Consider the following 12,874-nt stretch of genomic DNA (forward strand, 5'->3'; position numbering starts at 1 on the left):
CAAGCTGCGCTTCCGGCGGTGCCTCAGTCTTCGATGGCCGAGATCATATCGACACGGCGGCCATGCCGCCCGCCTTCGAATTCGGTATCGAGAAAGGCATCCACGATCTCAAGCGCGAGACCGCCGCCGATCACCCGCGCGCCCATCGACAGCATATTCGCGTCATTATGTGCCCGGATCATCTTGGCCGAAAAGGTATCGCTGCACACGCCGCAGCGGATGCCCTTGACTTTGTTGGCGGCCATCATGATGCCCTGCCCCGTGCCGCAAATCAGAATGCCCAGATCGAACTCCCCCACCGCGATGCGCCGTGCGGCGGCCTCACCATGTTTGGGGTAATCGGTGCTTTCCGCCGTCGCGGGACCGATGTCTTCGACAGTGAACCCGCGTTCGGCCACATGGCGCGCGATGTCTTGGCGCAGGGCGATGTCGGCGTGGTCACTTGAGATGATGATGCGGGGTTTGGTGGTCATCTGAGGGCGTCCTGATTTTGCGTCATGGAGGGTCGCGCCGTAGGGCGCGTTTCGCGCCCCCCAGAGCATATTGCAGCCCGCGCCGCAATCCCGCCCCTTCAATCTTGCGGCAAACAGTCAGTGTAGATCGGGGTCACTTCGCCATCGGTCGTTGCTCGCCAAGCCAGCGAAGCACGGCCCTGATGCTCCCACCACTCATAGCCCGCGCCGTCCGAGGGCCAGCCATAGCGCGTGCCCGAGGCGGACGGCAGGCGGCGCAACTGGATCAACCGCCCCTCGACATAGAGCACTGCCACGCCCGGATCGGCATCGGGCACATAGACCACCGGCACCGAAACGCCGCGCTCACAAATGTAAGTAACGGCGGAGGTTTCGGCGCCCGCAGGCGCGGCCCAGAGCAGCGCGCAAAGGGCTGCCCTGAGGACCCGGCTCATTTGCCCGCCTTCTCCTCGATCTCGGCGGCCAGCGCCTCGGCCCGGGCGGCGATTTCGGCAAGGGTGTCTTTCACCCCCTGCGGCACCACCGGCACTTCGATCCGCTCAGGCTCGACCTTGACGTTGCGCAGGCTGGTGAGTTCGGCCTCACGTTCGGCCAGTTCCGCGCGCAGCTCTGCGATGCGATCTTCAACGCTGGCAGTCTTGTCGGCCAAAAGCAGGCCCGCCATCAACAGCATCCGCGCCTCGGGCATGCGGCCCACTTGATCGCTCAGCACGCGGGCTTCGTCGTCCAGCATCTTCGCGGCGGCTTGCAGATAGCTTTCTTCACCTTCCTGACAGGCGACTTCGAAATGGCGGCCGCCAATGGTGATCCGTACCTCGGGCATCAGTCGGCCCCTCCTGACTTGGGTTCTTCTTCGGCGCTGTCGTCTTGCGCAGCGCTTTCGGGCGCGGGCGCTTCGGCTTTGGCCTCTGCCCCCGTTTCATCCGCAGCTTCAACTTCCAGCTCGCCCTCTTCGACCAAGGGGGCCAGCGCGGTCAATACCGCGTCGATCTCGGCCATCTCGATCGCGCGGGTGGCGCGCAGGCTCTCCAACTCTGCAATCACGGCGGTGTCGATCAGCTTGGGATCGGCCAGCCCCTCGGCATTGGCCAGCCGCAATTGCTCACAGGCCGCCGACAGCTGCTCATTCGCCTGACGCAGACGCTGCACGTCCATATCAAGCTGGGTCACCCGGTCGTTGTTGAAGTCCATCTGCGCGCGCAGGTCGTCCAACTCGCCCTGATGGCTTTCCTTCAGCGTCTTGACCCGGTCGGTTAGCTGAGCGTTGGCTTGCCGCTCCTCTTCCAAGGCCTGCACGATATCCTCATCCGGCTCTGCGGGCGCGGCGCTCAGCCGGTCCACCCCCTTGGCCATCTGGTCCATCGCGGCCGTGATGCGGCGCTGATAGTCTTCAAGTTCACTCATCCGCATGAATTCTCCTCACTCGTCCTGCTCTCTCGGCGGCGTTTTCGCCTGCCGTGCCCCGGGCTGCGCCCTGTTACGGCGGCCCGTCCCGCAGATAGCGCGCGCCCCGCCCAATGTCACGCGCGCGAATCGCCCGTATCAGCCGGTTTTCGCAATCCTAGCCAAAGCGCGCTCAAATTGCGCCCCCCCCTTTCGTTTCAGCGACTTGAGCCGCCAAGTTCACTCTCGCCCCCGCTATGGGCCGCCCCGGACCCGCCCGCGCACCCAGTTGTGCTTGAACTTTGCCCCATCGCTGGTATGCACGAGCCCAATCTGCCACAGCCCCAAAGGAAGCCCCCGTGGATCTGACAGCCCTCGCAAGCGCAAACCCCGACCACTGGTCCAAGGCCACCGCCATTCGCGCGCTGACCCTCGATGCCGTGGCCGCCGCCAATTCCGGCCACTCCGGCATGCCGATGGGCATGGCCGATGTGGCCACCGTCCTCTTTGAGAAACACCTGAAATTCGACGCGTCCAACCCGCTTTGGCCCGACCGCGACCGCTTCATCCTGTCGGCAGGCCACGGCTCCATGCTGCTTTATTCGCTGCTGCACCTGACGGGCTATGAGCAATTCCCCATCGAAGAGTTAAAGAATTTCCGCCAAATGGGCGCGCGCACCGCGGGCCACCCGGAGAACTTCCTCGCCGATGCGATTGAGACCACCACCGGCCCGCTGGGCCAAGGCATCGCCAACTCCGTCGGTTTCGCCATGGCCGAAGAGATGCTGCGCGCGCAATACGGCGCAAAGGTCGTGGACCATTACACCTATGTCATCGCTGGCGACGGCTGCCTGATGGAAGGCGTCAGCCAAGAGGCAATCACGCTGGCGGGCCGCCACAAGCTGAGCAAGCTCATCGTGATGTGGGACAACAACAACATCACCATCGACGGCCCCGTCACCCTGTCGGACAGCACCGATCAGGTCACCCGCTTCAAGGCCGCAGGCTGGCATGTGATTGAGATCGACGGCCACAACCCCGATGAGATCGACGCCGCCCTGACCGAAGCGAAATCTACTGACCTGCCCTCAATGATTGCCTGTAAGACGCATATCGCGCTCGGCCACGCAGCACAGGACACGTCGAAAGGCCACGGCGCGCTGACCGACGCCGACCAGATGGCCGAAGCCAAAGCCGCCTATGGCTGGACCACCGGCCCCTTCGAAGTGCCCGCTGACGTGAAATCCGCTTGGGAAGAGATCGGCAAACGCGGCGCCGACGCCCGCCGCGACTGGGAAGAGCGTTTCGACAAACTGCCCCGCGCCAAGCGCGAGACCTTCAACCGTGCGCTCGCCCTCGACGCGCCAAAAAAGATGAGCGCGACGGTCAAGGCCTTCAAAAAGCAGATCACCGAAGGCGCGCCCAAGATGGCAACCCGCGCGGCAAGCGAGAAAGCCCTCGAAGTGCTGAACCCGATCCTGCCGGAAACCGTTGGCGGCTCGGCGGACCTGACCGGTTCGAACAACACCAAGACCAGCGATCTTGGCATCTTCGACGTCGACAACCGTGGCGGGCGCTATGTCTACTGGGGCATTCGCGAACACGGCATGGCAGCGGCGATGAACGGCATGGCGCTGCACGGCGGCCTGCGCCCCTATGGCGGCACCTTCATGTGCTTCACCGACTACGCGCGCCCCGCGATGCGTCTGGCGGCCTTGATGCAAATCCCCACGGCCTTCGTCATGACCCATGACAGCATCGGCCTTGGCGAAGATGGCCCGACCCACCAGCCGATCGAGCATTTGGCGATCAGCCGCGCCACGCCCAACACTTATGTCTTCCGCCCCGCCGACGCGGTGGAAACGGCAGAGGCTTGGGAAATCGCCTTCACCGCGAAAACCACGCCATCGGTTCTGTCGCTGACCCGTCAGGGCCTGCCCACCGTGCGTCTGGAGCACAAAAACAACAACCTCACCGAAAAAGGCGCCTATGTGTTGGCCGATGCCGAGGGCAAACGTCAGGTGATCCTGATTGCCACCGGCTCTGAGGTGCATGTCGCACTGGCCGCGCGCGAGCTGCTCCAAGCCGAAGGCATCGGCACCCGCGTCGTGTCCATGCCTTGCATGGAACTCTTCGCCGCGCAGGACGAAGCCTACCGCAAGCGCGTGCTGCCCGGTGGCGCCGTGCGCGTCGGGATTGAGGCTGGCGCACGTCAGGGCTGGGACCAGTGGCTCTTTGGCGAACGTGGCAAATACGGCAAAGCCGATTTCGTCGGCATGGACCGTTTCGGCGCCTCCGCCCCGGCGGAAGAACTCTTTGAGCGCTTCGGCTTCACCGCAGAGAACGTGGCAGAGAAGGCCAAAGCGCTGCTCTGATCTGCGGGTCATACAATACAAAAAGGGGGCGACGGTTCATCCGTCGCCCCCTTTTTCATTTGCGAGATAAGGTCGCTCTTAAACGGCTGCCTTATGAAACACCTTGCGCCAGATCGGCGTCACGATCTTCTCCCCGATCGGGATCAGCACCAGACCAAGCGCCAAACCGAAGAGCCCGTCGATCCCCGCCGTGGTGATCCATTCGACCGCCCCTTCGAACTGGGCCGGAACCGCATGGCCAACGGTCGCGGCGATGTCGTGGATCCATTTATAGGGCGCGGCAAAGCCCATCTGCTCCAACCCGTGAATGATAATCGACCCACCGACCCAAAGCATGGCCGCCGTGCCAACGATGGTGAGCAGCTTCAAAAACCCCGGCATCCCGCGCACCAGCGCCCGGCCAATGCTCCGCGTCAGGCCAAAACGGCCCTTGTTCGCCATCACCAAGCCCACATCGTCCATTTTGACAATCAAGGCGACAGAGCCATAGACCGCCACGGTAATCATGATTGCCACCGCCGCAAGCGTCGCCGCCTCCATCCAAAAGTTGCTCTCCGGGATCGCAGAAAGGGCAATGGTCATGATCTCCGCCGACAGGATAAAGTCAGTCTTGATCGCGCCCGCGGCCTTCTTCTCTTCCAGCTGCGCAGGATCTTCGACCACCTTCTCCTTATCGGGATAATCCTCATGTCCATGCCCCCAACCGAGCGCATGGGCGACCTTCTCGGCCCCCTCGAAACACAGGTAAGCCCCGCCCAGCATCAAAAGCGGCGGGATCGCCCATGGCGCGAAATTCGCCAAAAGCAGACCCACGGGCAGCAAATACACGAGCTTGTTGCGCAACGACCCCTTGGTGATCCGCCAGATCACCGGCAATTCACGTTCGGCCTTGAACCCATGCAGATATTTCGGCGTCACGGCGGCATCGTCGATCACCGCGCCCGCGGCCTTGGAGCCCGCCTTGGCCGCCTGCCCGATCACGTCATCCACGCTCGCCGCTGCAACCTTGGCGATCGCCGCCACGTCATCCACAAGTGCCAGTAAACCGCTCATTCCATGCCCCTTTTTGCGTGCTGCATCCGAAGTAGCATGTGCAGCCCATCTGGCAAGTCCGAAGCCACTGCGACCTTTACCGCTAACATGTAAGTTTAACGCTAACATATGGAAATCATTTGGTTTTGCCCCTTTCCCCTGACCGCCCCTGCCGGATATAGAACCCGCGACCCCGACATACGGCCCCCCACCTGCGCGGCCCGAGACAAGGAATGCACCATGACCATCAAAGTTGGCATCAACGGATTTGGCCGCATCGGCCGCTGCACGCTCAGCCATATCGCGGCCTCGGGACGCGATGATATCGAAGTGATCAAGGTCAATGCCACCGGCCCGCTCAGCACCGCGGCGCATCTCATCAAATACGATTCCGTCCATGGCCGTTTCCCGGGCGAGGTGCAGATCGACGACGGCTACATGAACCTCGGCCAAAACGACATCGAGATGATGTCGACCTACAACCTCGAAGAGCTTGACTGGTCCGGCTGCGACGTGGTGCTGGAATGCACCGGCAAATTCAACGACGGCAACAAAGCAAACGTACACCTCGAGAACGGCGCCAAACGCGTGCTGCTCTCGGCGCCGGGCAAGAACGTCGACAAGACCATCGTCTACGGCGTCAACGACGACCAGCTTCAGGTCTCCGACCGGATGATCTCCAACGGGTCCTGCACCACCAACTGCCTCGCGCCGCTGGCCAAAGTGATGCATGAGGCCGTGGGCATCGAAAGCGGCCTGATGACCACGATCCACAGCTACACCGGCGACCAGCCGACGCTCGACCGCCGCCACAACGACCTCTACCGCGCCCGCGCCGCCGCCATGGCACTGATCCCCACCTCCACCGGCGCTGCCAAGGCCCTGGGCGAGGTGCTGCCCGCATTGAAAGGCAAACTCGACGGCACAGCAATGCGCGTGCCCACCCCCAATGTCTCCGCCGTTGACCTGACCTTCCAGGCCAGCCGCGACGTGACGGTCGAGGAAATCAACGCCGCCGCCCGCGCTGCCGCCGATGGCCCGATGAAACGCGTACTGGCCTACGACCCCGAGCAGAAGGTCAGCATCGACTTCAACCACACCGAGGAAAGCTGCATCTTCGCCCCCGACCAGACCATCGTCGTGGCAGGCCGCACGGTGCGCGTGCTGGGCTGGTACGACAACGAATGGGCCTTCTCGGTGCGCATGGCCGACGTCGCCGTCGCCATGGGCAAACTGGGCTGAGGCTTGCACGGCGGGGATGTGCCTGTAATATCAGGCCATTCCCCGGCCGGAGCCACACCATGACCAATCCAATCGCCATCGTGCTGGCCCTCGTCATTGCCGGGGCGATGGCGGTCGACCTCTATGTCTATGGGGCCGACCATATGATCTATCTCGGCAAGAAACTCTTCGCGCTGATCGAATGGATGGCCTTCTGGCGGTAACCTCCCCCCGCAGAACCAAAAAGACGCGGCCACCAATCAAGCACCACGCCCCTCCCCCTTCATCCTTTTAAAAATACCTCGCAGAACCGCGCCTCACGCGACCCACTCACCACTTCAAACGCTACCTCTGCGAAAACCGCTCAATCAGCACCTTATTCACCGCCGGCGTCACGAACTTACTGACATCCCCATCCAACCGCGCGATCTCTTTCACCAATTTGCTGGCAATCGCCTGATGAGTGGCCTCGGCCATCAAGAAGACCGTCTCGATGGAATCGTCCAACTGCCGGTTCATGCCAACCATCTGGAACTCATATTCGAAATCGGACACGGCGCGCAGGCCGCGCACGATGGTCTGGGCGCCCACGTCGCGGGCACAGTCGATCAGCAGGTTTTCGAAAGGATGCACCACGATCTCGACCCCGGTCTCTTCGGCCAATTGCGCGCATTCCGCTTCGATCAAGGCGACCCGTTCTTCGAGGGTGAACAACGGCCCCTTGTCGCGGTTGATGGCCACGCCGATCACCAACCGGTCGACCATACGGGCCGCGCGGCGGATGATGTCGATATGCCCCAGCGTGATCGGGTCGAACGTACCGGGGTAAAGGGCTATGCGCATGTAATTTTCCTGCGTATCTGCTGCGTTGCGGCACAGCCAATCATTTCACCGCCCCAAGCGCAAGTCGGTTAGCGGTAGCATTGCCCCGCCGTCAGTCGGCGGGGACCACAGTTCAAAGGCCGCTTCAGTGGCCCATGATCATGCCTTCAAGGGCCTGTTTCTCCATCGACAGCTCTTGCAATTGTGCTTTGACCACATCGCCGAGGGAGATCAGCCCCACCAATTCGCCGTCCTCAAGCACCGGCATATGGCGGAAGCGACCATCGGTCATCTTTTGCAGCACCGCATCGGACCGGTCGTCGCGGCTACAGGTTACCAATTTCCGGGTCATGAGGGTTTCGGCCGCCTGCTCCAGACAGCCCGCGCCCGCGCGGCCCAGCTCGCGCACGATGTCCCGCTCGGACAGGATCCCATCCGGCGTCTTGCCATCCGCCGAGATCACCAGCGTCCCGATCCGTTTCTCGGCCAGCATCGCCGCCGCCTCGGAGATCGCCAATCCGGGTTTGGCCGTCACCACCTTGTCATCGGGCTTGGTCTTGAGAATCTGCGATACGAGCATCTGGCGCCTCCTTGGGTACAGGGCAAAGTCACCTCCAGCGTCACCGCGAAATCCTTTTCTGTCAAGCTTTTGGCGCAGCCCTGCCCGAGGCCAGCGCCTCCAGCCGCGCGGTCTCGGCCCGCAGCCCGGTGGCCAGCGCCTCGGCAAAAGCCGCCAACCGGGCATTGCGGCGGTCATCGGCGTGGCGGATCAGATAGAAGGCGCGTTTGAGGCTGATAGCATCGGTGAGGATGCGCCGCACCCCCTGCGTCGCGGCGAGCGAGAAGTCATGCGCGACCCCGATCCCCCCGCCCTGCTGGATCATCCGCACCTGTACCGAGACGGAATTCGACGCCAGCGCCACCCGGCTGATGCCAAGGTCCGCAAGGTAATCCAACTCACGGTCAAAGATCATATCGGGGATATAGCCGACCATCCGGTGCCCTTGCAGATCGCCCACGGCGGTCACCTCAGGATGCTGTGCCAAGTAGCTTTCGGCGGCGGCGAGATGGAGGTGGTAGTCCGTCACTTTCTGCACCACCAGCCGCCCCGCCGTGGGGGCGCTCACCCCGATGGCCATATCCGCCTCGCGCCGGGATAGGTTGAATACGCGCGGCAATGCGATGATCTGCACGTCCAGATCGGGGTTCTTCGCGGCAATCGCCGCACAGACCTGAGGCAACAGATAGTTCGCCGCCCCATCGGGCGCGCCGACACGGATCTGCCCCGAAAGCTGATCGCTTTGCACCTGCACCCCGGCGGTGGCCGCGCGCATCGCCTGTTCAGCCCGCTCTGCCCGCTGCATCAGGTCTCGCCCCGCCTCGGTCAGCATATAGCCCTGTGGCGATTTCACGAAGAGGACGGTCTGCAGCGCCTTTTCCAACCGCGCCATGCGGCGGCCCAGCGTTGCGGGATCGAGCCGCAGCAGCTTGCCCGCGCCAGACAGGCTTTCCTCTCGTGCGACGGCCAGAAACAGCCGCAGGTCGTCCCAATTCTGATCCATTTACCTGCCCTCCTACGCTTTGCAAAAATGCAAGACGGTTTTGTCATCCTTCCTCTGTTCCGGTTCTTTTTGCAAGGCTATCGTGCCGCCAACCATAGAGGAGACCGATCATGCAAGAGATGACGCATTACCTGAACGGCGAACACGTCAAGGGCACCTCCGGGCGCTTTGCCGATGTGATGAACCCCGCCACCGGCGAGGTGCAGGCCAAGGTGCCGCTCGCCAATGGCGACGAGTTGAACAAGGCCGTGGAGTACGCTCAAGCCGCGCAGCCGAAATGGGCCGCCACCAACCCGCAGCGTCGCGCCCGCGTGCTGATGAAATTCGTGGCCCTGCTGAACCGCGACATGGACAAGCTGGCCGAGGCGCTGAGCCGCGAGCACGGCAAGACCCTGCCCGACGCCGCCGGCGACGTGCAGCGTGGCCTCGAAGTGGTGGAATACTGCATCGGTGCGCCGGAACTGCTGAAGGGTGATTTCACCGACAGCGCGGGCCCCGGCATCGACATGTACTCCATGCGCCAGCCCTTGGGTGTCACCGCGGGCATCACGCCCTTCAACTTCCCGGCCATGATCCCGATGTGGATGTTCGCGCCCGCCATCGCCTGCGGCAATGCCTTTATCCTCAAGCCTTCGGAGCGTGACCCCTCCGTCCCGCTGATGCTGGCCGAACTTCTGGAAGAAGCCGGTCTGCCCAAGGGCATCATTCAGGTCGTCAACGGCGACAAGGAAGCGGTCGACGCGATCCTGCACCACGACGTGATCCAGTCCATCGGCTTCGTCGGCTCCACCCCGATCGCCGAGTACATCTATGCCACCGGCTGCGCCAACGGCAAACGCGTGCAGTGCTTCGGCGGTGCCAAGAACCACATGATCATCATGCCCGACGCCGACCTCGACCAGGCCGCCGACGCGCTGGTGGGTGCAGGCTACGGTGCAGCTGGCGAACGCTGCATGGCAATCTCCGTCGCCGTGCCGGTGGGCGAGGAAACCGCCGACCGCCTGATCGAGAAGCTGGTGCCGCGCATCGAAAAGCTGAAAGTTGGCCCCTACACCGCGGGCAATGACGTGGACTACGGCCCCGTGGTCACCGCCGCCGCCAAGGCCAACATCGAGCGTCTGGTCCAGACCGGCATCGATCAGGGCGCGGAGCTGGTCGTCGATGGGCGCGACTTCAAACTGCAGGGCTACGAGAACGGTTACTTCGTCGGCCCGCACCTGTTTGACCGCGCGACCAAGGACATGGACATCTACCAGCAGGAAATCTTCGGCCCCGTGCTGACCTGCGTCCGCGCCAAGGACTATGAAGAGGCGCTTGGCCTTGCGATGGACCACGAATACGGCAACGGCACGGCGATCTTCACACGTGACGGTGACGCGGCGCGTGACTTCGCCAACCGCATCAACATCGGCATGGTCGGCGTGAACGTGCCGATCCCGGTGCCGCTGGCCTATCACACCTTCGGCGGCTGGAAGAAATCCGTCTTCGGCGATCTGAACCAGCACGGCCCCGATGCGTTCAAGTTCTACACCCGCACCAAAACCGTCACGGCCCGTTGGCCGAGCGGCATCAAGGAGGGTGGCGAGTTCTCCATCCCCGTGATGGAGTGATCCATCACGCCGGCTGCCCCAGCGGCGGTCGGCCCCAATGAACGAGGCCAGCGCCATGCAAAAAGAATTCACCATCGGTATCGAAGAAGAGTATCTTCTGGTCGACAAGGATTCACTGGCGCTGGCCGACACGCCAGAAGGGCTGATGGAGGATTGCCGAAAAGACCTTGGCGATCAGGTCAGCCCCGAAATGCTGCTCTGCCAGATCGAGATTGGCAGCAAACCCTGTGGCACTGTGGCCGAGGCCCGCGACGATCTGCGCCACCTGCGCAGCACCATCGCCAAACATGCCGCCAAACACAACCTCGCCCCCATCGCCGTGTCCTGCCATCCCTTCTCGGATTGGAAGAACCAAGAGATCACCCACAAGGAACGCTACGCCAAGATCGAGAGCGAGTTGGAAAACATCGCCCGCCGGATGCTGAGTTGCGGCATGCATGTGCATGTCGGCATCGACGGCGACGACCTGCGGGTCGACCTGATGCCGCAATTCTCCTATTTCCTGCCCCATCTGCTCGCGCTCTCGGCCTCCTCCCCATATTGGCAGGGCGCCGATACCGGCCTAGCCTCCTACCGCCTTGCGGTGATGGAGAGCATGCCGCGCACCGGCCTGCCACCGCTGCTTCATAGCTGGGGGGAATATGAGCGCAGCACGCAGGCGCTGATCGACCTCGACATCATCCCTGATCAGTCTAAAATCTGGTGGGACCTGCGCCCCTCGACCCATTACCCCACGCTGGAAAGCCGCATTTGCGATGTGCAACCGCGCCTGTCGCATGCGCTTGGGCTGGCGGGTCTGACCCAATCCATCGCGCGCTTCCTGCTGCGCCTGCGCGACAGCAATCTGCGCTGGCGCGAGTATGACCGTTTCCTGATCGAAGAAAACCGCTGGCGCGCGCAGCGCTACGGGGTGAACGAGACGCTGATCGACTTTGGCGGGCCGACGCTCAAACCCTTTGACCAACTGTTTGAAGAGATCATTGGCCTGATCGCCGAAGACGCTGAGGCGCTTGGCTGTTTGGATGAGGTCTGCGCCCTGCGCGATGTCGTCAAACAAGGCACCTCCGCCGACCGGCAGCGCAAAGTCTGGGCCGAAGCGCCCGAGGGCAAAGGCGGCGAAGCGGTCGTGCGCCAATTGATAGAGGAATACCACGCCGATCTGTGACGCTTGTTGCCGCTCCTTTCGGCTGATAGAATTAAACAAGTGTTCAGTTCCAAGGACACATGACTTCAGGGAGGAGCCGCGATGGATTTCGCATTGAACGAGGAACAGACCGCCATTTTCGACATGGCGCATGCCTTCGGGCAGGACAATATCGCCCCCCATGCCCAGCAGTGGGAAAAGGACGGCACCATCCCCAAGGAGCTGTGGCCGCAGATCGGCGAGCTGGGCTTCGGCGGGCTCTACGTCTCCGAGGAAACCGGCGGCGCGGGTCTCACGCGCCTCGACGCCACGCTGGTCTTCGAGGCGCTGTCGATGGCCTGCCCCTCGGTCGCGGCTTTTCTTTCGATCCACAACATGTGCGCCAAGATGCTCGACACTTTCGCCAGTGACGAGATGAAAGAGCGCGTCATGCCCAAGGTGCTGACCATGGAGACGGTGCTGAGCTACTGCCTGACCGAACCCGGCTCTGGCTCCGACGCGGCGGCGCTGAAAACCCGCTGCGAGCGCAGCAACGAGGGCTACACCCTGAACGGCACCAAGGCCTTCATCTCGGGCGGCGGCTATTCGGACGCCTATGTCACCATGGTGCGCACCTCCGACGAGGGCGCGCGCGGCGTCTCCACCGTCTATGTCGAGGATGGCACCCCGGGCCTCAGCTTCGGCGGGCTCGAGGACAAAATGGGTTGGCGCAGCCAGCCGACCGCGCTGGTGCAGTTCGACGATTGCAAGATCGGGGCCGAGAACCTCGTCGGCGAAGAGGGCAAGGGCTTCAAATACGCCATGGCCGGGCTCGACGGTGGGCGTCTCAACATCTCCGCCTGCTCGCTTGGCGCGGCGCAAACCGCGCTGAACAAGACGCTAGACTACATGGGCGATCGCAAGGCCTTCGGCCAGACCATCGACCAGTTCCAGGGGCTGCAATTCCGCCTCGCCGACATGGAGATCGAGTTGCAGGCCGCGCGCACCTTCCTGCGCCAAGCGGCGTGGAAGCTCGACACCGGTGCGCCGGACGCCACCAAGTTCTGCGCCATGGCCAAGAAATTCGTGACCGAGACCGGCAGCAAGGTCGTCGACCAATGTCTGCAACTTCACGGCGGCTACGGCTACCTCGCCGACTACGGGATCGAGAAGCTGGTCCGCGACCTGCGGGTGCACCAGATCCTCGAAGGCACCAATGAGATCATGCGCGTGATCGTCGCCCGCGACATGCTCAAGAACCGCTGAGGCCACC

14 protein-coding genes are annotated in these 12,874 nt (G+C 63.0%); 6 read left to right on the forward strand and 8 right to left on the reverse strand.

All coding sequences use genetic code 11. The annotated features are described in order from the left end of the window. Positions 1-23 precede the first annotated feature (23 nt). From rpiB to FCK22_RS01135, 4 genes are all read right to left on the reverse strand, one after another. Positions 24-473 (reverse strand): ribose 5-phosphate isomerase B, encoded by a 450-nt coding sequence (gene rpiB / locus FCK22_RS01120; RefSeq protein WP_067268219.1) that lies wholly within the window; start codon positions 471-473, stop codon positions 24-26. Between the two features lie 98 nt (positions 474-571). After that, positions 572-907 (reverse strand): MliC family protein, encoded by a 336-nt coding sequence (locus FCK22_RS01125; RefSeq protein WP_082852169.1) that lies wholly within the window; start codon positions 905-907, stop codon positions 572-574. Then, the gene (locus FCK22_RS01130; protein WP_067268217.1) at positions 904-1,296 is read right to left on the reverse strand and encodes a cell division protein ZapA; all 393 of its coding nucleotides are present in this window, start codon (positions 1,294-1,296) and stop codon (positions 904-906) included. The genes FCK22_RS01125 and FCK22_RS01130 overlap by 4 nt, the downstream gene beginning before the upstream one ends. Then, a complete protein-coding gene (locus FCK22_RS01135; protein ID WP_156505810.1) occupies positions 1,296-1,877 on the reverse strand; it encodes a hypothetical protein in 582 nt (193 codons plus the stop codon). Before FCK22_RS01135 ends, FCK22_RS01130 begins: the two co-directional genes overlap by 1 nt. A gap of 338 nt (positions 1,878-2,215) precedes the next feature. On the opposite strand from FCK22_RS01135, the gene tkt reads away from it, so the two are divergent. Beyond that, complete coding sequence (gene tkt, locus FCK22_RS01140) at positions 2,216-4,231, forward strand: transketolase (RefSeq protein WP_067265456.1); 2,016 nt, start codon at positions 2,216-2,218, stop codon at positions 4,229-4,231. A gap of 78 nt (positions 4,232-4,309) precedes the next feature. Here the strand turns inward: tkt and FCK22_RS01145 are convergent, their stop codons facing one another. Then, positions 4,310-5,284, reverse strand: coding sequence for a DUF808 domain-containing protein (locus tag FCK22_RS01145; RefSeq protein WP_067265454.1), 975 nt, complete (start codon positions 5,282-5,284; stop codon positions 4,310-4,312). Positions 5,285-5,503: 219 nt separating this feature from the next. On the opposite strand from FCK22_RS01145, the gene gap reads away from it, so the two are divergent. Both gap and FCK22_RS18815 read left to right on the forward strand, forming a co-directional pair. Next, positions 5,504-6,505, forward strand: coding sequence for a type I glyceraldehyde-3-phosphate dehydrogenase (gap, locus tag FCK22_RS01150; protein WP_067265452.1), 1,002 nt, complete (start codon positions 5,504-5,506; stop codon positions 6,503-6,505). 59 nt (positions 6,506-6,564) lie between these two features. Next, complete coding sequence (locus tag FCK22_RS18815) at positions 6,565-6,708, forward strand: hypothetical protein (RefSeq protein WP_169306043.1); 144 nt, start codon at positions 6,565-6,567, stop codon at positions 6,706-6,708. A 121-nt stretch (positions 6,709-6,829) separates the two neighbouring features. Here FCK22_RS18815 and coaD read toward each other — a convergent pair whose 3' ends face one another. From coaD to FCK22_RS01165, 3 genes are all read right to left on the reverse strand, one after another. Next, positions 6,830-7,327 (reverse strand): pantetheine-phosphate adenylyltransferase, encoded by a 498-nt coding sequence (gene coaD, locus FCK22_RS01155; RefSeq protein WP_067265450.1) that lies wholly within the window; start codon positions 7,325-7,327, stop codon positions 6,830-6,832. Between the two features lie 124 nt (positions 7,328-7,451). Then, the gene (locus FCK22_RS01160) at positions 7,452-7,886 is read right to left on the reverse strand and encodes a CBS domain-containing protein (protein ID WP_067265447.1); all 435 of its coding nucleotides are present in this window, start codon (positions 7,884-7,886) and stop codon (positions 7,452-7,454) included. Positions 7,887-7,947: 61 nt separating this feature from the next. Continuing rightward, complete coding sequence (locus tag FCK22_RS01165; protein ID WP_136720131.1) at positions 7,948-8,868, reverse strand: LysR family transcriptional regulator; 921 nt, start codon at positions 8,866-8,868, stop codon at positions 7,948-7,950. A 110-nt stretch (positions 8,869-8,978) separates the two neighbouring features. Between FCK22_RS01165 and FCK22_RS01170 the strand changes: the two genes are divergently transcribed. From FCK22_RS01170 to FCK22_RS01180, 3 genes are all read left to right on the forward strand, one after another. Beyond that, positions 8,979-10,478, forward strand: coding sequence for a CoA-acylating methylmalonate-semialdehyde dehydrogenase (locus tag FCK22_RS01170; RefSeq protein ID WP_067265442.1), 1,500 nt, complete (start codon positions 8,979-8,981; stop codon positions 10,476-10,478). 55 nt (positions 10,479-10,533) lie between these two features. Continuing rightward, on the forward strand, positions 10,534-11,643 hold the full coding sequence (locus FCK22_RS01175) for a carboxylate-amine ligase (protein WP_067265459.1): 1,110 nt from the start codon (positions 10,534-10,536) through the stop codon (positions 11,641-11,643). Between the two features lie 81 nt (positions 11,644-11,724). Continuing rightward, positions 11,725-12,867 (forward strand): acyl-CoA dehydrogenase family protein, encoded by a 1,143-nt coding sequence (locus tag FCK22_RS01180; protein ID WP_067265439.1) that lies wholly within the window; start codon positions 11,725-11,727, stop codon positions 12,865-12,867. Positions 12,868-12,874 lie beyond the last annotated feature (7 nt).

This window comes from Sulfitobacter sp. 15WGC, from assembly GCF_005068605.1.
Lineage (GTDB): Bacteria > Pseudomonadota > Alphaproteobacteria > Rhodobacterales > Rhodobacteraceae > Sulfitobacter > Sulfitobacter faviae.